Annotated in this window: 19 protein-coding genes; 13 read left to right on the plus strand and 6 right to left on the minus strand. The window is 66.4% G+C overall.

Annotation, left to right across the window (positions count from 1 at the left end):
* The first annotated feature begins 12 nt into the window (after nt 1–12).
* The 10 genes from F7O44_RS07720 to aceB all read left to right on the plus strand — a co-directional run bounded on the left by F7O44_RS07720 (nt 13) and on the right by aceB (nt 10,714).
* Entirely contained in the window at nt 13–1,386 is a 1,374-nt protein-coding gene (locus tag F7O44_RS07720) for a (Fe-S)-binding protein (RefSeq protein WP_162449649.1), read from the plus strand.
* Nucleotides 1,386–2,606 carry a Tm-1-like ATP-binding domain-containing protein gene (locus F7O44_RS07725; protein WP_162449650.1) on the plus strand — a complete coding sequence of 407 codons (1,221 nt, stop codon included), beginning with the start codon at nt 1,386–1,388 and terminating at the stop codon, nt 2,604–2,606. The genes F7O44_RS07720 and F7O44_RS07725 overlap by 1 nt, the downstream gene beginning before the upstream one ends.
* A 106-nt stretch (nt 2,607–2,712) precedes the next feature.
* The gene (locus F7O44_RS07730) at nt 2,713–3,627 is read left to right on the plus strand and encodes a phosphoenolpyruvate hydrolase family protein (protein ID WP_162449651.1); all 915 of its coding nucleotides are present in this window, start codon (nt 2,713–2,715) and stop codon (nt 3,625–3,627) included.
* Between the two features lie 111 nt (nt 3,628–3,738).
* A complete protein-coding gene (locus tag F7O44_RS07735) occupies nt 3,739–4,167 on the plus strand; it encodes a cupin domain-containing protein (RefSeq protein ID WP_162449652.1) in 429 nt (142 codons plus the stop codon).
* Nucleotides 4,168–4,170: 3 nt separating this feature from the next.
* Nucleotides 4,171–5,034, plus strand: a complete 864-nt coding sequence (locus F7O44_RS07740; protein ID WP_162449653.1) for a branched-chain amino acid ABC transporter permease — start codon at nt 4,171–4,173, stop codon at nt 5,032–5,034.
* A complete protein-coding gene (locus tag F7O44_RS07745) occupies nt 5,031–6,134 on the plus strand; it encodes a branched-chain amino acid ABC transporter permease (RefSeq protein WP_162449654.1) in 1,104 nt (367 codons plus the stop codon). Before F7O44_RS07740 ends, F7O44_RS07745 begins: the two co-directional genes overlap by 4 nt.
* 5 nt (nt 6,135–6,139) lie before the next feature.
* The gene (locus tag F7O44_RS07750; protein ID WP_162449655.1) at nt 6,140–7,477 is read left to right on the plus strand and encodes an ABC transporter substrate-binding protein; all 1,338 of its coding nucleotides are present in this window, start codon (nt 6,140–6,142) and stop codon (nt 7,475–7,477) included.
* Nucleotides 7,464–8,252 (plus strand): ABC transporter ATP-binding protein, encoded by a 789-nt coding sequence (locus tag F7O44_RS07755; protein ID WP_162449656.1) that lies wholly within the window; start codon nt 7,464–7,466, stop codon nt 8,250–8,252. The genes F7O44_RS07750 and F7O44_RS07755 overlap by 14 nt, the downstream gene beginning before the upstream one ends.
* Nucleotides 8,253–8,365: 113 nt before the next feature.
* The gene (locus tag F7O44_RS07760; protein ID WP_162449657.1) at nt 8,366–9,073 is read left to right on the plus strand and encodes an ABC transporter ATP-binding protein; all 708 of its coding nucleotides are present in this window, start codon (nt 8,366–8,368) and stop codon (nt 9,071–9,073) included.
* A gap of 48 nt (nt 9,074–9,121) precedes the next feature.
* Nucleotides 9,122–10,714, plus strand: a complete 1,593-nt coding sequence (aceB, locus tag F7O44_RS07765) for a malate synthase A (RefSeq protein WP_162449658.1) — start codon at nt 9,122–9,124, stop codon at nt 10,712–10,714.
* Between the two features lie 263 nt (nt 10,715–10,977).
* On the opposite strand, the gene F7O44_RS07770 is transcribed toward aceB, so the two are convergent.
* The 4 genes from F7O44_RS07770 to F7O44_RS07785 all read right to left on the minus strand — a co-directional run bounded on the left by F7O44_RS07770 (nt 10,978) and on the right by F7O44_RS07785 (nt 15,408).
* Nucleotides 10,978–11,802: an aldo/keto reductase gene (locus tag F7O44_RS07770; protein WP_162449659.1), complete on the minus strand. Its 825-nt coding sequence runs from the start codon at nt 11,800–11,802 to the stop codon at nt 10,978–10,980.
* A 110-nt stretch (nt 11,803–11,912) separates the two neighbouring features.
* Nucleotides 11,913–12,728 carry a serine hydrolase domain-containing protein gene (locus F7O44_RS07775; RefSeq protein WP_162449660.1) on the minus strand — a complete coding sequence of 272 codons (816 nt, stop codon included), beginning with the start codon at nt 12,726–12,728 and terminating at the stop codon, nt 11,913–11,915.
* A 103-nt stretch (nt 12,729–12,831) separates the two neighbouring features.
* Nucleotides 12,832–13,284, minus strand: coding sequence for an SRPBCC family protein (locus F7O44_RS07780; RefSeq protein WP_343073852.1), 453 nt, complete (start codon nt 13,282–13,284; stop codon nt 12,832–12,834).
* A gap of 93 nt (nt 13,285–13,377) precedes the next feature.
* Complete coding sequence (locus tag F7O44_RS07785; protein ID WP_162449661.1) at nt 13,378–15,408, minus strand: M3 family metallopeptidase; 2,031 nt, start codon at nt 15,406–15,408, stop codon at nt 13,378–13,380.
* 246 nt (nt 15,409–15,654) lie between these two features.
* Between F7O44_RS07785 and F7O44_RS07790 the strand changes: the two genes are divergently transcribed.
* The 3 genes from F7O44_RS07790 to F7O44_RS30975 all read left to right on the plus strand — a co-directional run bounded on the left by F7O44_RS07790 (nt 15,655) and on the right by F7O44_RS30975 (nt 17,583).
* Entirely contained in the window at nt 15,655–16,203 is a 549-nt protein-coding gene (locus tag F7O44_RS07790) for a DUF3145 domain-containing protein (RefSeq protein WP_162449662.1), read from the plus strand.
* A gap of 347 nt (nt 16,204–16,550) precedes the next feature.
* Nucleotides 16,551–17,258, plus strand: coding sequence for a DUF3800 domain-containing protein (locus tag F7O44_RS07795; RefSeq protein ID WP_162449663.1), 708 nt, complete (start codon nt 16,551–16,553; stop codon nt 17,256–17,258).
* A gap of 190 nt (nt 17,259–17,448) precedes the next feature.
* Complete coding sequence (locus F7O44_RS30975) at nt 17,449–17,583, plus strand: hypothetical protein (RefSeq protein ID WP_281353463.1); 135 nt, start codon at nt 17,449–17,451, stop codon at nt 17,581–17,583.
* Nucleotides 17,584–17,620: 37 nt separating this feature from the next.
* Here the strand turns inward: F7O44_RS30975 and F7O44_RS07800 are convergent, their stop codons facing one another.
* Both F7O44_RS07800 and F7O44_RS07805 read right to left on the minus strand, forming a co-directional pair.
* Nucleotides 17,621–19,066, minus strand: coding sequence for a carboxyl transferase domain-containing protein (locus F7O44_RS07800; RefSeq protein WP_162449664.1), 1,446 nt, complete (start codon nt 19,064–19,066; stop codon nt 17,621–17,623).
* Nucleotides 19,066–20,325, minus strand: coding sequence for a beta-ketoacyl-[acyl-carrier-protein] synthase family protein (locus F7O44_RS07805; RefSeq protein ID WP_162449665.1), 1,260 nt, complete (start codon nt 20,323–20,325; stop codon nt 19,066–19,068). The genes F7O44_RS07800 and F7O44_RS07805 overlap by 1 nt, the downstream gene beginning before the upstream one ends.

Consider the following 20,325-nt stretch of genomic DNA (forward strand, 5'->3'; position numbering starts at 1 on the left):
GGCGAGACGCTGATGGATCGCGAACGGATCGACGACTGCGTGCACTGCGGGTTCTGTCTGCCCGCATGCCCGACGTACTCGCTGTGGGGCGAGGAGATGGACTCACCGCGCGGGCGTATCCACCTGATGAAGACCGCACTCGAGGAGGGCACCAGCACGATCGACGCCACCTGGGTCGGGCACATGGATGCCTGCCTCGGCTGCATGGCTTGCGTCACCGCCTGCCCATCCGGTGTTCACTACGACGAGCTGATCGAGTCGGCCAGGGCGACCATCGAGAACGAGTACCAGCGCCCCTGGCGGGACCGGCTGTTCCGGTCCATGATCTTCCGGATGTTCCCCGGGCCGCGCCGGCTCCGGGTGGCCGCGCTGCTGGGCTGGTTCTATCAGCGGCTCGGCCCGGCTGCGCTGCTGCGCCGCAGTGGGCTGCGCGACCGGCTGCCGGCCAGGCTGCGAGCGCTTGAGTCGATCATGCCCGACGTCGCGCTGAGTGCTGTGGCGCGCCGGACACCGCGGCTGACGCCTGCTCGAGGGGGGCGGCGCCGCCGGATCGGATTCCTGACCGGATGTGTGCAGGAGGTGTTCTTCGGCGACGTCAACGATGCCACCGTGCAGGTGCTGGCCGCTGAAGGGTGTGAGGTGGTGGCGCCGCCCGGACAGGGGTGCTGTGGGGCCCTGGAATTGCATGGCGGCCGGGAGGAATCGGCGTTGGCCCGCGCCCGGTCCGTCGTCGACGTCTTCGCCTCCCTGGATGTGGACGCGATCGTGGTGAACGCGGCCGGGTGCGGGTCGTCGCTGAAGGACTACGGCCGGCTGCTGGCCGACGATCCCGTGTACGCCGAGCGGGCGGCCGTCGTCGCCGGGAAGATCCGCGACGTCACCGAGGTGCTGGCCGGCCTCGAACCGCGCGCGGAGTACGAGCCGCTGGACGCGTCCGTGGCCTATCACGACGCCTGCCACCTGGCACACGCCCAAGGTATTCGTGCTGAGCCGCGAACCGTCCTGAGCCGCATCCCCGGTCTCGAGGTCCGGCCGGTCCTGGACGACGGCATGTGCTGTGGATCGGCCGGGATATACAACCTGGTGGAGCCGGAGGCGGCCGGGGAGCTGGGGCGGCGCAAGGCCGAGGCGCTGACCGCGACCGGCGCCGAGATGGTGGCGACGACGAACCCTGGTTGTGCACTGCAGATCGGTCGCGAACTCGGCCGGCAACGCCCCGTCGTGCACCCGGTACAGCTCCTGGCCGCCGCCCTCCCCGGCGGTGATCGTCAGTGGGTTGTGGCTGCGCTCCGACGACCACAACGCACTGACGATCACCCCCACAGCAGCCACAACCCACTGACGATCACCGACCAAGGGGTCCGCAATCGAGGAGAGGAGAGCTGATGGCGACGGTGGCTCTGCTGGGCACCCTCGACACCAAAGGCGTGGAATATCAGTTTCTGCGTGACCGGCTGCGGCACGCCGGTGCGGACACGGTGCTGGTCGACTGTGGCGTCTTCGGCCCGAACGCGGTCGAACCCGACATCAGCGCCGACGATGTCGCCGGAGCGGCAGGCACATCGCTCGACGAGTTGCGTACCGCGGGCGACCGCGGCCGGGCCATGGCAACCATGTCCGAGGGGGCTACCGCCGTGCTCGCAGGGCTCCAGGCAGACGGGCGCCTGGACGGCGTTCTAGCGGTGGGCGGCTCGGGTGGCACGTCGCTGGCCGCGCACGCGATGCGCACGTTGCCCATCGGGGTGCCGAAACTGATCGTCTCGACGGTGGCCTCGGGCGATACCCGGCCCTATGTCGGTGCGCGGGACATCACGTTGATGTACTCCGTCGTCGACATCGCGGGTATCAACCGGTTGTCGGCGCGGATTCTGACCAACGCTGCGGCGGCCGTGGCCGGGATGGCCGGCGCGGAACCACCCGACGTCGTGACCCGTCCGCTGGTGGGCGCCACCATGTTCGGGGTCACCACGCCGTGTGTCACGGCCGCGCGTGAGCATCTCGAGGGTGCCGGATACGAGGTGCTCGTCTTCCATGCCACCGGCACCGGCGGCCAGTCGATGGAGGCGCTGGTATCTGATGGGTTCCTCACCGGCGTTCTGGACGTCACGACCACGGAACTCGCCGACGAGCTGGCCGGTGGCGTGATGAGCGCCGGGCCGGACCGGCTGGAGGTCGCGGGCCGGCTCGGGTTGCCGCAGGTCGTCTCGCTCGGAGCGCTCGACATGGTGAACTTCGGCCCGATCGACACAGTGCCGAAGCGGTATACCGACCGCCTGCTGTATCAGCACAACGAGAACGTCACGTTGATGCGCACCAAGCCGGAGGAATGCGCGGAACTGGGGCGGCGGCTGGCGACCAAGCTCAGTGCCTCAGCCGGACCGGTCGCGCTGTTCGTGCCGCTTCGTGGTGTGTCGTCGATCGCGGTGGAAGGGCAGCTGTTCCACGATCCGGAGGCCGACGACGCGTTGTTCGCCGCGGTGCGCGAGAGCGCCGACCCGGCCGTCGTCGACCTTGTGGAGATCGACACCCACATCAATGATCCGGCGTTCGCCGCGGCGATGGCGGAGCGCTTCGTGAAGATGACCCGAGGAGAGGAGCCCCGGTGATCGACAGTGGGTTGTGGTTGCCCGGAGGTGATCGACAGTGGGTCGTGGTCGCAAGTTCACGACCACAGCGCACTGTCGATCACCGGGGAATGAGGGGGCAGAGCCGATGAACCGGGATGAGGCACTCGCCCGCCTGCGCGCCGTCGTCGCCGGAAGCGGCCGAGCGGGTGTAGGTGGAGCGGCGGGTGTAGGCGGAACGGGCAGCGCGAGTGAGTTGTCGAGCGACGCATCCGAGAGCGACGGCGGGGTGATCATCGGCGCCGGAGCAGGCACTGGATTGTCGGCCAAGTGCGCCGAAGCCGGCGGCGCCGACCTGATCATCATCTACAACTCCGGCCGATACCGGATGGCTGGGCGCGGCTCGCTGGCCGGGCTGCTGCCCTACGGCGACGCGAACGCGATCGTCGTCGACATGGCGCGCGAGGTACTGCCCATCGTGCGGAACACGCCGGTGCTCGCCGGGGTCTGCGGCACCGACCCGTTCCGGCAAATGGATGTCTTCCTCCGCGAGCTCAAGGCGCTGGGGTTCTCCGGCGTGCAGAACTTCCCGACGGTGGGCCTGATCGACGGCGTGTTCCGGGCCAATCTCGAGGAGACCGGCATGAGCTATGACCTCGAGGTGGAGATGGTCCGGCAGGCCCGCGAGCTCGACCTGCTGACCGCACCGTATGTGTTCACCCCCGAGGACGCGGAGAAGATGGCCGCGGCGGGCGCCGACGTACTGGTCCCGCACATGGGCCTGACGACGTCCGGCACCATCGGGGCCAAGACGGCGCTGACGCTCGACGAGTCCGTGGAACGAGTCCAGGCCATGTGCGACGCCGCCGTGAACGTCAACCCGGACGTGCTGGTGCTGTGTCACGGTGGGCCGATCGCGGAGCCCGACGACGCGGCGTACGTTCTCGCACGCACTACCGGCGTCGTCGGCTTCTTCGGCGCTTCCAGCATGGAGCGATTGCCCACCGAAGTCGCCATGACGGAGAACATGCGCCGCTTCAAGGAGCTGCGCCCTCAGCGGTGATCGAGAGTGGGTTTTGGTTGTTGAACCGCAGCCACAACCCACTGTTGATCACCTCAGAGCAACCACAACGCGCTGTCGATCACCGGAGATGTGAAGCAGGAGGTACGGCCCATGAAGCTCAGCCAGATCGACCCGCATACCCGGGCGACCATGACCTTCGACTGGGGGACGGTGAAGTGGTTCGTCCAGCCGGACACCACGCCAGGCGCGACCCTCTCCTTCGGTGAGGTGGTCCTCAACCCAGGGCAAGGACACGAGCGGCACAACCACCCGACGGCCGAGGAGGTGCTCTACGTGCTCTCCGGATCCGGCGAGCAGATGCTGAACGACGAAGAACCGTTCCCGGTCCATGCCGGCGACGTCATCTACGTCCCCAAGGGCATGTTCCACGGCACACTCAACACCGGCTGGTCTCCGCTGCGGCTGATCGCGCTGTACAACCCAGGTGGCGCGGAGGAGAAAGCTTTGGCGGAACTGGATGACTACCGTGAGGTCCCGCCTGGCTCGGTGCCCACGTTCATCAGAAACCTGGGTGGCTGAAGCATGCGTCAGGTTCTCACCATCGCGCTCAACGGGATGACGGTCGCGTCGCTGTACTTCCTGGTGGCCAGCGGGCTCACGCTGATCTTCGGGATGATGCGGATCGTCAACCTGGCACATGGCGCCTTCTACCTGCTCGGCGGCTACGTGGCGTTCAGCGTGCTCCGGGCGTCGGACTCATGGAGTGTCGGACTCCTCGTGGCCGTGGTCACGGTCGGGATGCTCGGCGTGGTCATGCATCAAGTGCTGCTGCGCGCCATCGAACACGAAGACATGCGGGTCGCGCTCGTGACCATCGGTGTCTCGCTGATCCTCGCTGACCAGCTGCTCGTCCATTACGGCGGAGTCGCCTATTCGGTGGTTCCGCCGGACTTCCTGCGCGGCGGGGTTGAACTCGGTGTCGCGGACATCGTGTATCCGCGGTACCGGATTTTCATTCTGGCACTGGCGATCGTCGTCGGTATCGCGTTGTGGCTGTTCATCACCAGAACCCGCTTCGGGATGATCATCCGGGCCGGCGTCGACGACCGCGACATGGTCTCGGCCACCGGCATCAACGTCCGCATCGTCTTCGCCGCGGTGTTCTTCATCGGCTCGGCGCTGGCCGGGCTGGCCGGCGCGGTGGGCGGCGGAGCATTCTCGCTCGCACCCGGAACGGACGTGGAGTATCTGCTGTATTCGCTGATCGTGGTGATCGTCGGCGGCATGGGCAGTATCGCCGGAGCGGCGATAGGCGCGTTGCTGGTCGGCCTGGTGTCACAGTTCGCGCTCGGATACATGCCTGAGATCGCCTCCATTCTGACCTTCGGCTTGATGATCGCCGTGCTCGCGGTGCGGCCGCAGGGCCTGCTGGGGAGGGCGGCATGAACCGGCCGGAGACGCTGACGAGCAGCAAAGACGGACAGAAGACCGGCGAGGGCGACGCCGCGGCCGGTGGCGGCGGCTGGAACCGGCGCTGGAAGGTGTCGTGGCGGATGCCCAGAGGCCGCGCAGGTGTGGTGTTAGCGCTCACGATCGTGGTGTTCCTGATCGCGTTCCCGTTCGTCGTGCCACGGCCGTCGTTCTGGGTGGTCAGTATCGGTATCCGGGCGTTGTGGATGGGCGTGGTCGCGCTCAGCCTGATCTGGCTGTCCCGGTACACCGGGATGCTGTCGCTGGGGCAGATGGCGTTCTTCGCCATCGCCGGTTACACCGTCGGCATCCTGACCACTAGGAACGACGTCCCGTACATCATCTCGATCCCGGCCGGCATCCTGCTGGCGACGGTGGTGGGCGCCTTAGTGGGCATGATCGCGGTGCGCACTCAGGGCGTGTACTTCCTGATGCTGACGCTCGCCGTGTCGCAGCTGGTGTTCTTCCTGGTGCTGAACGCGTCCACGTTGACCCGCGGCTACCAGGGCATCGGCAACATCACCCGGCCGGAGATCTTCGGGCTGTCGCTCGGCAACCGCAACGTGTTCTATTTCCTGGCGCTGGCGATCGCCGGAGGCGCCTTCCTGTTGTGCCGGTACGTGTCCCGCACCCCGTTCGGGCTGGCACTGCAGGGAATCCGGGACAGCCCGGACCGCATGCGGGCGCTGGGCTACAACGTCTACCTGTACCGGGTGGCGGCCTTCACGTTCGCGGCGTTCATCGCGTCCGTCGCCGGCGCGCTGGCGTTCTTCTACCACGGCGGCATCACCCCAGGAGCGATCGACCTGCTCCGCTCCATCGACATCCTCATCGTGTCCGTGCTCGGCGGCATCAACTCACTGGTCGGGGCGTTCCTCGGCGCGGTGGGGCTGACGATGCTGCAGAACTTCGCGCAGTCGGGCTGGATACCGGTGAGGCGGATCACGCTGACCGGCGTCGTGTTCGTCGTCGTTCTGCTGTTCTTCCGCGGCGGGATGGTCGACCTGCCGCGCCAGCTGCGCGAATACGGCCGGATGGCCAAGCGCAGATTGCAACGTCCCACCAAAGAGAGGTGAGCACAATGCGACAACATGCTCGGATCGGGCGCCGCTTATGGGCGGTTCCCATTGCTCTGGCGCTCGTCCTCGCCGCCTGTCAGTCCGGCGACGACGACGCTGAGCTGGGCACCCCGGACCTGGAAGGCCAGGTCGAGGAGGACGACGACGAGGACGCGGACGACGACGCTCCCGACGACGCCACCGAAGCTGATGGCGAGGAGCTGGTGATCGGCCGGATCAGCGCTCTGGAGGGTGCGTTCGCCGCTGGTGCCGAGGACGGCGAGCGCGGTGTGCAGATGGTGCTGGAAGAGTTCGGCCACGAGGTAGCCGGCCGGCCCATCCGGACCATCGTCGAGAGCTCGGACACCACTCCCGAGACGGCCACGGACCGGGCTCGCAAGCTGGTCGAGCAGGATGGCGTCCACGTCATCCACGGCCCGTTGTCCGGCGCGGAAGGTGTGGCCTTGGCGTCGTACGCCCATGACACGCCGCACCTGACCATCGTCGACGCGGCATCCGGCGCTACTCCGACCACGCTGGAGAATCCGGCATCCAACTATTTCCGGTGGCACTCCGAGGGCGCGATGTGGACCGCGCCGCTCGGGCCGTACGCGATCGAAGAGCTGGGCTACGAGCGAGTCTCCACGCTGGCTGAGGACTACGCGTTCCCGCACGCCCAGGTGGGTGGCTTCCTCGAAGGATTCTGCGCGGCCGGCGGCGATCTGGCCAGCACCCACTGGGTGCCGCTGGGCGAGAGCGACTACAGCTCGGTGATCGCGTCGATCCCGGACGACATCGACGCGATGTTCGTTTCACTCGGTGGATCGGACGCGGTGGACTTCTTGTCCCAGGCCATCGACTTCGGGCTGGACGTGCCGATCCTGGGCGGATCGATCCTGGTCGGCGCCGACGTGCTGGAGTCCGAGGGCCAGATCCGGGAATCCGCGCTGGGCATCGTCTCCTCCACCGTCTACCCGCCGGCCACTGCCGATGTGTACGAATGGCAGGACTTCATCGCCCGCTACCGCGACATGTTCGGCGACGAGGGTTTCGAAACGCCGTCTAATTTCGCGATCCTGTACTACAACAGCTTCAAGTCGCTGCTGCTCGGCATCGAGGAGGCCGGGGGAGTCGTCGAGGAGGACGACGGTGAGTCGCTGCGTGCCGCCATGGAGGGCTTGTCCTGGGATTCGCCTATCGGTCCTCTCTCGTTGAACGAGAACCGCCAGGCAGAGACCGACGTGTTCGTCTTCGAGGTGATCGAGGGCGACGACGGGGAGTTGACCACTGAGCTCCGTGAGGTCGGCGAGCAGGTGCCGCAGCCTGGAACACCATGGGAACGCCTGGATGCCTGCCCCTGATTCCGCCGTGGTGACGCCAAGCAACGGCCCGGTCCTGGCTCTACGAGGGCTGGCCAAACACTTCGGCGGCGTGCACGCCGTGGCTGACGTCGAGCTCGACGTCAGCCACGGCGAGCGGGTCTCCGTGATCGGACCCAACGGTGCCGGTAAGTCGACGCTGTTCAATCTGATCGCCGGAGACTACCGGCCGACGGCGGGGCGGATCGAACTCTTCGGCGACGACCTGACCCGGACGTCGGCGCGAGTACGAGCGCATCGCGGACTGGCGCGGACGTTCCAGACGTCGAAGCTGTTCACAACCATGACGGTGGACGACAACCTGTACCTGGCGCTGTGCGGAAAGCCGGGTTCTGTGCGGCGGCTACGTCGGGCCGATGGTGACGAACGGCGCCGAAGCCGTACGCGTGAACTGGCGAGGGCGGCCGGGCTCGAGGCGAAGCTGGCCACAGAGGTCGGCGAACTCTCACACGGGGAGCAGCGTCAGCTGGAGCTCGCGATGGCACTGGCCTCCGAGCCACGGCTGCTGATCCTCGACGAACCGGCCGCCGGGTTGTCGCCGGCCGAGCGAGGCACGCTCACCAAGGTGCTGAGTGAGTTGAGCCGTGATATCACGCTGGTGCTCATCGAGCACGACATGGATATCGCGCTGGTGGTCGGAGAGCGCGTCGTCGTGATGGCCGACGGTGAGAAGGTGCTCGAGGGCACGCCGGACGAGATCCGCAGCAGCGAGCTGGTCCGCCGGATCTATCTGGGAGGCGCCTTCGATGCCCACTAACCCCGGTGATCGTCAGTGCGATGTGGTCGTGAAACCACCACCACATCGCCCTGACGATCACCAAATAGCAGCCACTACGTGCTGTCGATCACCGGAGGGGAGGAGGTCGGATCATGAGCGATGAAGCGCGGCTGACGGTCGAGAACCTCAACGTGTACTACGACCGGGTCCACATCCTGCAGGACGTCAGCTTCTCCATCGGCACGGAACCCGTGGCCATGGTGGGCCGTAACGGTATGGGTAAGACCACCCTCGCCAAGGCGCTGTTGGGGTTGCAACCAGCTCGCTCGGGGTCGGTGCGATTCGGTGGCCGGGAAATCCTCGGCTCACAGCCCTACAAGATCGTCAAGTCCGGCATCGGCTATGTCCCGCAAGGCCGGCGGATCTGGCCGTCGCTGAGCACCCACGAGCACCTGGTCATGGTGGGGGCGAAAGCCGGCTCCCGCTGGACCATCGACGCCGTGTACGACCTGTTCCCACGGCTGGCCGAACGGCGCGACGTGGGCGCCGCGAATCTGTCCGGCGGAGAACAGCAGATGCTCGCCATCGGGCGGGCGCTGCTGACCAACCCGAGTCTGCTCGTGATGGACGAGCCGTCCGAAGGGCTGGCGCCGGCCATCGTGGAACACCTCGCCGAAACCCTGCGGATGGTCGTCGCCGAGGGGCAGAGTGTGTTCTTGATCGAGCAGAACTTGCGCTTCGCGGCGGAGCTGGGGCACCACATCCTGGTGATGGTGAACGGGCGGATCGCGGCGGATCTGCCGGCCAGGGAGCTGCTCGCGGATGAGGAAAAACAGAACCTGTACCTCGGCGTAGCGTGAGTCGTAGCAGGTAGTCAACGTATGACGGGCAAAGAGAGGTCGAAGCACATGTCGGGTGTAGAAGTTCGAGGGGCTGCAGTGGAACGAGGCGAAGAGGTGCTCACTCCGGAAGCGCTGGATTTCGTCGCCGGCCTGCAGCGTGAGTTCGGGGGCCGCCGGGATGAATTACTGAAACTTCGCACTCAGCGCCGTGACGAGGTCGTTCGCACCGGGCAACTCGACTTCCTGCCGGAAACGGCCCAGATCAGGACCGGACAGTGGCAGGTCGCACCGGCCCCGGCCGACCTGGCGGATCGGCGGGTGGAGATCACCGGACCCACCGAGCGCAAGATGGCGATCAACGCGCTGAACTCCGGTGCAAAGGTGTGGCTCGCCGACCTCGAGGACGCCAACACGCCGCACTGGGCGAACGTCGTCTCCGGTCAGGTGAACTTGCGCGACGCCGTGCGCGGCACGTTGCAGCACACATCACCGGAAGGCAAGGAGTACCGGCTGCGTGAAGACGGTCAGGCGGCGGTGATCGTCATGCGCCCACGCGGCTGGCACCTGGACGAACGCCACGTCGTCGTCGACGGTTCACCGGCCGTCGGCGCACTGGTCGATTTCGGGCTCTACTTCTTCCACAACGCGCGGGAGCTGCTCTCGCGCGGAAGCGGACCGTACTTCTACCTGCCCAAGCTGGAGAGCCATCTCGAGGCGCGATTGTGGAACGACGTCTTCGTCGCGGCCCAGACGGCTCTAGGTGTGCCGCAGGGCAGTATCCGCGCCACGGTGCTGATCGAGACCATCCCGGCGGCATTCGAGATGGACGAGATCCTCTACGAACTGCGTGAGCACGCGTCCGGGCTGAACGCGGGACGGTGGGATTACCTGTTCAGCATGATCAAATACTTCCGGGACGCGGGCGCCGGCTTCGTCCTGCCGGATCGCGGCGTTGTCTCGATGACGGCGCCGTTCATGCGCGCCTATACCGAGCTGCTGGTGCGCACTTGTCACGCGCGCGGAGCGTTCGCCATGGGCGGTATGGCGGCCTTCGTGCCGAGCCGTCGCGACCCGGAGGTCAATGAGCAGGCCCTGGCCAAGGTGCGCGCCGACAAGGAACGTGAAGCCGGTGACGGGTTCGACGGCTCGTGGGTGGCACATCCGGATCTGGTGCCCATTTGCCAGGAGGTCTTCGACTCCGTGCTGGGGGAGCGGGCCAACCAGGTGGATCGGCTCCGAGACGACGTCACTGTGAGCGCTGCCGACCTGCTCGACGTCGCTTCCACGCCGGGAGCTGCCACCGAAGCCGGCCTGCGCAACAACGTCTCGGTGGCCCTGCAGTATCTGGCTGCCTGGCTGGGTGGCAACGGCGCGGTCGCCATCAACAACCTGATGGAGGACGCGGCCACGGCAGAGATCTCCCGGGCGCAGATCTGGCAGTGGGCACATCGATCAGTGCAGCTCGAGGACGGCGCGACGGTGACGCCGGACCTGGTCCGCAGTGTGCTCGACGAAGAACTGGCCGCTATCCGGGACGCCTACGGCGAGGCGTACGACGAACAGCGCTTCGCCCAAGCCCGCACCTTGTTCGAACAAGTGGCACTCGCCGACGAGTTCGCCGACTTCCTGACCCTGCCCGCCTATGAACTGATCGACTGATATCCCCTCAGGCAGGAGGTGTCTCTCCTTGCCCGCAGACTCGGTCGGAGAGAGGGCTTCGCCCGTCGCTCCCTCGCTGATGCCCACCGCACCATGGAGAGACACCTCCTGCCTGAGGTTGTGCCGCGCCTGTTTGGGTAGGGTTTGGTCCGTCGGCGTCCCTCGTTTGTTGATGGTTGCGCATCGGTGATGCCCACCACGCCATGGAGAGACTTCATGCGCCGGAGCCACTAGCAGCAGGTTGCTAACCCGTCGTCTGTTGGTCAGGCGCCGAACTCGTTCGGGTGCGGGCCGGTGCGGTGTCCCTTGTCCAGGGCGGCGATCTCGTCCATGTCGGCCGCGTTGAGCTGGAAGCCGAACACGTCGAAGTTCTCCTGCATCCGCGCGCGCCGGACCGTCTTCGGGATCGCTACATGGCCGGACTGAAGGTGCCACCGCAGCACGACCTGCGCGGGGGTACGTCCGAGGCGATCGGCGATCCCGACGATGACCGGCTCCTCCAACAGCCTCGACTTCGCCAGCGGCGCCCAGGCCTCGAGGACGATCCCGTGTTCGTCGCTGTACTCGCGCAGCGCGTTCTGTTGCAACCACGGGTGCAGTTCGACCTGGTTGATCGCAGGCAATTCGCCGGTCTCGTCATTGAGCCGTTGTAGGTGTTCGGGCTCGAAGTTGGACACACCGATGGACCGGACGAGGCCGTCGTCGCGCAGGGCGATCAAGGCCTTCCAGGTGTCGACGTACCGATCCTGCCCGGGAGCCGGCCAATGGATGAGGTAGAGGTCGACGAAGTCGAGGTTCAGCCGGTCGAGGCTGTTCCGGCATGCCTTGACGGTGGCGTCGTAGCCTTGGTCGTCGTTCCAGACCTTGGTGGTCACGAAGAGATCGTCACGCGGCACGTCGGTGCGCGTGATGGCCTGGCCGACGCCTTCCTCGTTGCCGTAGATGGCGGCGGTGTCGATGCTCCGGTATCCGGTTTCGATGGCGGTGAGGACAAGATCGGCCGTCTCCGGTGCTGGGATCTGGAAGACCCCGAAGCCGAGCTGCGGCATAGCCATACCGTCGTTCAGGTTGATGGTGGGGACGGTCATGAAGTGTTTCACCCGCTATTCGTTCGTTGGTCCGCTGATCTGTTCGAGACTATTCGCCCCTCATGATCGTGAACACTTTCCCGTGCCATCGCGCAGGAAAGTGTTCATGATCACGGATTGAGATCGTCGAGCACGGCGTCGGACAGCGACGGCCACGCCTCGATGGCCCAATCCCCGAAGTCGCGGTCGGCCAGCGCGACGCAGGCCACCTCAGCGTCGGGATCGACCCACAAGAACGTCCCGGACTGGCCGAAATGCCCGAACGTGCGTGCCGAGTTCCGCGTACCGGTCCAGTGCGGCTGCTTGCCATCACGTATCTCGAACCCGAGCCCCCAGTCGTTCGGATCCTGCCGGCCGTACCCGGGGAGCACCCCGGCGAGGCCGGGAAAGGCAACCTCGGTGGCGGTGGCCAGGGTTCGTGGGTCGAGCAGCGCGGGCCGCTGCAACTCGGCCGCGAACCTGATGAGATCAGCCATGGTGGACGACGCGCCGTGGCCTGGTGAGCCCTCGAACGTCGTCGACGTCATGCCGAGCGGCGTGAGCAGGCCGTCTTTCACGTAGTCCGCGAAAGGGATGCCGGAACGTTCGGTGAGTGTGTCGGCGAGCTGTTCGAACCCGGCGCTGGAGTAGACCCGCCGCTGACCCACGGGCGCGATGCTGGTGTGCTCGTTGAGATTGAGCCCCGAGGCGTGGGCCAGCAGGTGCCGGATCGTGGAACCTTCCGGACCCGCGGGATCGTCGAGCTCGGCCACTCCTTCCTCGACGGCGATCAGCGCGGCGTAGGCGGTGAGCAGTTTGGTGACGGAGGCGAGCTGGAACACCCGGTCGGCTTCTCCGTAGCTCCCCAGTGTCTCGCCCGCCGCCGATACCACCGCGGCAGCGGCGTGGTCGACGGGCCACTCCTCGATCTGTTGCAGACTCTTCATACTTCCCGACACTAAACCCCGTACCCTCAGGCGCGGGCATGACACCGGTGGACGCACCCGGCGGGTGGCAAGCCAGGTGCCGGCGCCCCTGTTCGCGCGGGTGCTACGGGCTGGGGCGCTCAATCGCGGCGGCATGCTCGGCCAGCCCGGTGGCGCACCGCTGGATGAACGTGGTCAGTGTGCGCCGGTAGAGCCCGCCGAGCCCGGGAATCTTGGGACGGAAGCTGGAGCTCCAGTTGATGGTTGTGGTGCCGTCCTGACCTTCACTGAGCTCGACGTCGGCGCGGTAGTCGCGGATCGCCAGGCCGTCCACCAGCACATAGCTCAGCCGTTTGCCCGGAACCAGGTCGATGATCTGCTCGGAGCTTCGGACCTTACCCGTTCGGAATACGCGGACGGCGCCGACGGTCTCGCCGCCGTCGTCACCGGCTCGGCTCAGCTCGAAGGACTCGATGGGCGACCACGTGGGCCAGCTTGTCCCGTCGGCCAGCAGAGCGTACGTGGTGTCCGCCGAGGCAGTCGTCGTCGCCGAGACATCGATGTGTTGTATTGCGATGACGCACTCTCCAAAGCTGTGGCGGGTATGAAGTGGATCCGACGGCGCGACGCGACGGAGCGGCTCATCGCGGTGTGGAGTCGGATCTTGTGATCAAGAGCGGTTGAGGCCCCGGCGCTCCAACAGCGGATCGATCTGCGGGTCGCGGCCACGGAACTCGCGGAAGGCTTGCATCTCCGGAATCGAACCGCCACGGGCGAGCAGTGTGCGACGGAAATGCTCGCCGTTCTCGCGGTTCAGCCCACCGTTCTCCTTGAACCATTCGACGGTGTCGGCGTCGAGGACTTCGCTCCAGATGTACGAGTAGTATCCCGCGCTGTACCCGCCGGCGAAGATGTGCGCGAAGTACGTGGAGCGATACCGCGGTGGGATTTCCGCCACCGCCACGCCCGCCGATTCCAGGGCGGCCGCTTCGAACGTTGCGACGTCTCCAGTGGGAGTGCCGGTTTCGATCTCGTGCCACGCGAGGTCGAGCAGTGCGGCGCCGAGATACTCCGTTGTCTTGAACCCCTCGCCCCAGATTTGCGAGTCCAGCAGGCGCTGAACGAGATCCTGAGGGATCAGTTCGCCGGTCTCGTGGTGACGGGCGTAGTTGGCGAGTACCTCCGGCCAGACCATCCACATCTCGTTGACCTGCGAGGGGAACTCGACGAAGTCGCGGCGGACGTTGGTGCCGGAGAGCTTCGGGTATCGCACGTCGGACAACAGGCCGTGCAGGGCGTGCCCGAACTCATGGAACAGCGTCGTGACCTCGTCGAAAGTCAGCAACGTCGGCTCGCCCGCCGGAGGCCGGACGATGTTCAGGTTGTTCATGACGACGGGTTTGGTGTCGAGCAGCGCGGACTGCTCGACGAACGAGTTCATCCAGGCGCCACCTCGTTTTGAAGCACGGGCGTAGAAGTCGGCGAGAAACAATCCCACTGGTGAACCGTCGGCTTCGGTGACCTCGAAGACCCGGACCTCGGGGTGATAGCCGACGAGGTCCTCGCGCTCGGTGAAGTTCAGGCCGTACAGGCGGTTGGCAGCGAAGAAGACGCCGTCCTGAAGCACTCGTTCGAGCTCGAAGTAGGGACGTAGCTGGGCGCTGTCGACGTCGTAGGTGGCGCGGCGGACCTGTTCGGAATAGAACGACCAGTCCCACCCCTGAAGCTCGAACTGGTCGCCGATCGACTTCTGCAACTCGGCGGCCTCGGCCCGCGCATTGGCGACGGCGGCCGGTGCCAACTTGCTGAGCATCTCGTGCACCGCTTCAGGTGAACCGGCGGTGCTGTCCTCGAGCACGTAGGCGGCGTGTGTGCGATACCCCAGCAGTTCCGCCCGTTCCGCTCGCAGCGCCGTCATCCGGGCAATGGTGGCGGCGGTGTTGTGCTCGTTGTCGTTGCTTCCACGAGAGATGGAGGCGCGGTAGATGCGCTCGCGGAGTGCACGGTTGGTCAGCGAGCTCAGAATCGGCTGGCCGCTCGGCAGGATCAAAGTGATCAGATACTTGCCGTCCAGGCCTCGTTCACGCGCCGATTCGGCCATGGCGCTGATCGAGTCGGCGGATACACCGTCCAGCTGGGCGACATCGTCGACGACGACGGCCGAGGTATTAGTGTCGTCCAGCAGCTTCTTCTGAAACGTGGTGGACAGCGCGGAGAGTTCTTCGTTGATCGAACGAAGTTTCGCCTGCTGGTCGTCGTCGAGCGCGGCGCCGGCACGGACGAACTCGAGGTGGTAGCGCTCGAGTAGGCGCTGGGACTCTGGATCGAGGTCGGGATCTGCGGCCCGAACCGCCTCGATCCGCGCGAACAGCGCCGGGTTGAGGTGAATGGCGTCGCTGTGCGCGGCCAGCTTCGGTGCTATGTCAGCCTGCAGGGCCTGGATGGTGTCGTTGGTGTTGGACGACGCTTGGTTGAAGAAGACGGCCGAAACCCGATCGAGGATCTGGCCGCTACGTTCGAGCGCGACGATTGTGTTCTCGAAGGTCGGCGGCTCGGCGTTGGAAGCGATGGCGTCGATCTCGGCGATATGTTCAGCCATCCCTCGCTCGAAGGCGGGGGCGTAGTGCGACTCGTCGATCTGCTCGAACGGGGGTAGCGCGTAGGGCAGGTCGCTCTCGCGGAAGAAGGGGTTTTCAACCATCAACGAACGATATCCGGCAGGGAGGGCTCAGGTCACGCCGCCCTTGTACACGGGGTGACAAGGATCCAAGGTGCCCGGAGTTCTGCGGCCGAGCACAACTGGCGCGGGCTGGGCGGCTGTTCCTCAACAGCGACGAATCAGCGCTCGGGAGCGGGCTCTGTGACACGCCAAGGGGGCGATAATCGGGGTTGCGTGGCGAGTTGCCTCCGGATCGTGCAGAATAGGAGCGTCTACCGGTCCGTCAGGATGGGGAAGAGGCCGCAGGGGAAGGCGTCCCTCGACCCACAGGAGGAACCGGTGACGACGACACGTGGCGTACTGTACGTCCACGCCAGCACGTCGGCGTTGTGCCCGCACGTAGAGTGGGCCGTCGCCGGCGCCCTCGGGGTGCGCGTCAGCCTCGACTGGACACCTCAACCTGCCCAGCCGGGCTCGTTCCGTGCCGAATTGTCTTGGCAAGGTGAGGCCGGCACCGGCGCGCGTATCGCGTCCGCCTTGCGTGGATGGCTGCACTTGCGCTTCGAAGTCACGGAGGAACCAAGTGCTGGCACGGAGGGGGCGCGGTATGCATACACGCCCGCACTCGGGATCTTTCACGCGGTCACCGGCGTACATGGCGACATCCTGATTCCTGAGGACCGCATCAAGGCGGCGATAGTCAAGGCCGCCGCGGGCGAGATCGAACTCGAAGATGAACTGTGCCGGCTTGTCGGCAAACCCTGGGATGACGAGCTCGAGCCGTTCCGGTACGCCGGCGAAGGTGCTCCGGTGCGCTGGCTGCATCAGGTGGTCTGAGAAAGGTTGTCTTAGGGTCTTCACAACCTGCCAAGGCGCGTGTATGGTCACATCCAGGTGACAAACCTCCAGTTCGTGGCCGCTCCGGCACCGGTGATTTCCCCGGCCCGGTGATCCGGGAAATACAGCGGCCTCACCACGTTAGTGGCCCGGCTCCCCGAGAGGGTTGAGCCGGGCCACGACGCGTTTCTGGCTCATTTCCGTTGTGGCATCCAGATCACCTGTTCCTTACCTTAGCATTAGCCTTAGTTTGCCTGTGTCTAGCTTTGCCTAGACAGCTTTGACTGTCAGTCGCCGCCCTTAGCCTCGTTTCATCTCTTCGCAGGGTGAACAGAGGGCTGGGTGGCATGCTTCTGACATATCTGGACGAGTCCTACACCAAGGACCACTACTACATGGCCGCACTGTGCTGCCCAGATGATCAAGTGGTCTCCCTGTCTCGGGCCTTGGACGAGGTTGTTCGCGTCGCCGCGGCCAAGTACAAGGTAGCGGCGGGTGCCGAACTCCATGGCCGTTCGATCTTTCATGCCGATGATGAGTGGGTGGGTATGAAACAACTCCTCCGTGCACGCATTGGCATTTACGACGCAGCCATGCAAGCGATCGGAGGCCACGAGGTCTCGCTCATCCTGCGCGGCGTCGATGTGCGGCGGCTCCACGCCCGATACGGGCCGACCACGAGACCACATGTCCTCGTGCTTCAGCACCTGATGGAGAGAATCAACCTGCACGCTCGCCGCTGTGCTCCTCCCGAGCGTGTGTTGCTGATCGCGGACGAGATCGACGGGCAGGATGGCTATCGGCGCCACCTCTGGCATTACCGCCAGCACGGGACACCGGGTTACCGGTCCAGCCGGTTGGAGCGGATCGTCGACACAATCCATTTCGCTCCATCACATGCAAGCCGTCTTATCCAAGCTGCTGACCTCGTGGCCTTCTTGCATCGTCGACGGATGACCATTCGTGAAACGGACGAGCGGGCCGAGCGGGTCAACGCGCAGCTCTGGGGCCGTGTTGCAGGGCGCGTGGTTCATGAACGGGAATGGACGCCGTAGTGTTCTGCGCCTGCGGTGCGCAGCACGAGACGCACGAACGCCCCGCACAGGGCGGGGCGTAAGGCGGTGCGGGAGGCCCCCAAGGATCCTTGGGGACGAGTCCTGCAATCACTACGGTAACTGCAACGTGGGCCGTTGACAACGCCACCTCTGCGGCGGCCCCGTCAGCACCGGATGCGGCACCCTGGCCGTGCGGGATGTCAACGGAATGGCGCCGTCGTTCGCCGTAGGGGACCGGATTTTCGTCGCTTGGGTGTCGACGAAGATCTCCCGAGAAGGGGCACTGGCCGGAACATACCTGGTCTATGCGGAGCAGCTGGACTGAAGCGAACCAGCTGGAGTCCGGCGGGTCCGCGGGGAGCCTACAGCGGGATGTTGCCGTGCTGCCCCCGCCGCTCGGGTGCCTCGGCCAGGGCCCGGCCGAGCGCGGAGCGCGTTGCCACCGGCTCCACGACCTCGTCCACGACACCAAGCTCCATCGCACGGCTCAGACCACCGGCCACCCGCTCGTGTTCTTCGGCCAGCTCGGCCTCGACCTGCGAGCGCAGTTCGGGGTCGACCTCCGCGAGCTTGCGCCGATGCAGAATCCGCACCGCTGCCACCGCGCCCATCACGGCCACCTCGGCCGTCGGCCACGCGAACACGCGGCTGGCGCCGAGCGCCCGCGAGTTCATGGCGATGTACGCGCCGCCGTAGGCCTTGCGGGTCACCAGCGTCACCCTGGGCACCGTCGCTTCGGCGAAGGCATGCAGGAGCTTCGCGCCACGGCGGACCACACCGTCCCATTCCTGGCCCACACCGGGCAGGTACCCGGGCACGTCGACGACCACCACAAGGGGCACACCCAGTGCGTCGCACATCCGGACGAACCTGGCCGCCTTCTCCGCCGACGTCGAGTCCAGGCAACCACCGAGGCGCAGCGGATTGTTGGCGATCACGCCTACGGTGCGCTTGCCCAGCCGGCCGAGCGTCGTCGTGATGTTGGGCGCCCAGCGAGCGTGCAGTTCGAGAGCCGTGTCGTCGTCGAGTAGATCGTCGACGATCGGGTGGACGTCGTAGGCACGTCTGGCCGACTCGGGCAGGTGGCTGCCGAGATCCACGTCGGCGATGCCGTCCACGTCGATGTCGCCCTGACTACCCAGCAGCGAAGCCAGCTGCCCGGCGCGATCCAGGGCTTCGCGCTCGGTGCTGCTGACTACATGGACAACTCCGGAGCGCCGGCCGTGCGGCTCGGGTCCGCCGAGACGCAGCATGTCGACGTCCTCACCGGTGACCGAGCGCACGACGTCGGGACCGGTGACGAACACGCGGCCTTCAGGGCCGAGGATCACGATGTCGGTCAGCGCCGGCCCGTAAGCGGCACCCCCGGCGGCCGGGCCGAGCACCACCGAGATCTGCGGGATCTTCCCCGACGCGCGGGTCATGATCTCGAAGATGCGCCCGACGGAATGCAGCGACAGCACACCCTCGGCCAGGCGCGCGCCACCGGAGTGCCAAAGCCCGATGATCGCCACGCCCTCGGTCAGCGCGCGTTCATACGCCTCTACAACCACCTGGCAGCCGTCGGCGCCCATGGCCCCGCCCATGACCGTCGGGTCGGAGCAGAACGCCACCACGGGCGTGCCGTGTACGGTTCCGGTGGCGGCCAGCATGCCGCTCGTGTCATCCGGGCTGATCAGCTCCAGGGAGCCGTCGTCCAGCAGAGCGGTGAGCCGGTGGTTCGGGTTCCGTGGGTCTTGCTCACGAGGGGGCTTGGCGGGTTTGCCGGCCGGCTGAGCCGGCACGGCCCGACCGGCAACCGCGGTCATTACGGCCTCCTGAAAGCAAGCACAACGTTGTGGCCTCCGAAGCCGAATGCGTTGTTCAGTGCGGCGATGGAGCCGTTGCCGAGTTTTCTCGGTCCGTCGTGAACGACATCCAGGCCGATCTGCTCGTCGAGATGGTCGAGGTTGATGGTGGGCGGAACCAGCCCGTGGTGGAGGGTCAACACCGTCGCCATCGCCTCGACGGCGCCGGCCCCGCCGAGCAGGTGGCCGATCATCGATTTCGGTGCGGTCACCGGGATGCCGGAAATGGCGTCGCCGAAGACCTTGCGCAAGGCCAGGGCCTCCGCGGCGTCACCCACGGGTGTGGAGGTGGCGTGGCAGTTGATGTGCGCGACGTCGTTGGGCTGCAGACCACCGTCGTCCAAGGCTTTGCGCGTCGCGGCCATCACGCCGATGCCGTCCGGCTCCGGTTGGGCAATGTGGTGAGCGTCGGAGCTCATCCCGGCGCCAGCGAGTTCCACGTAGACACGGGCCCCGCGGGCTTCGGCGTGCTCGGCAGATTCGAGCACGAACAGTGCGCCGCCTTCGCCGAGGACGAAGCCGTCGCGGTCCTTGTCGAACGGGCGGCTGACGGCGGTGGGGTCGTCGTCGCGCTTGGACAGCGCCATCATGTTGGCGAACGCCGCGATCGGCAGCGGATGGATCACGGCTTCGGTCCCACCTGCGACGACGATGTCGGCGCGGCCGGACCGGATCATGTCCAGGCCGTAGGCAATTGCTTCAGAACCCGAGGAACACGCGCTGACCGGTGTGTGCACACCGGCCCGTGCTTGCAGTTCCAAGCCGACGTTGGCGGCCGGGCTGTTCGGCATGAGCATGGGTATCGCCAGCGGCGACACCTTGCGTGAGCCATGCGCGAGTAGCTGGTCGTAGTTGCCGAGCAGCGTGTGCAGGCCGCCGATGCCCGAGGCGCACACCACGCCCAAGCGGTCCGGATCTATGCCGGTTTCCGACGCCTTGCCCTCGAGACCCGAGTCGGCCCACGCCTCGCGCGCTGCGATCAGGGCGATCTGCGCCGACCGGTCGAGCCGTCGGGCCTGCACGCGGGGGAGCACCTCAGAGGGGTCGACGGCTACTGGCGCACCGATGCGCACCGGTGAGTCCGCGACCCACTCCTCGGTCAGGGGCCGCACGCCGGAGCGGCCTGCGAGCAGCGAGTCCCAGGTCGACGCGGCATCGCCTCCGACGGGCGTACTCGCGCCGAGCCCGGTGACGACGACAGGTACCTGGGAACGTGGCAT

The sequence above is a fragment of the Phytoactinopolyspora mesophila genome, assembly GCF_010122465.1.
Lineage (GTDB): Bacteria > Actinomycetota > Actinomycetes > Jiangellales > Jiangellaceae > Phytoactinopolyspora > Phytoactinopolyspora mesophila.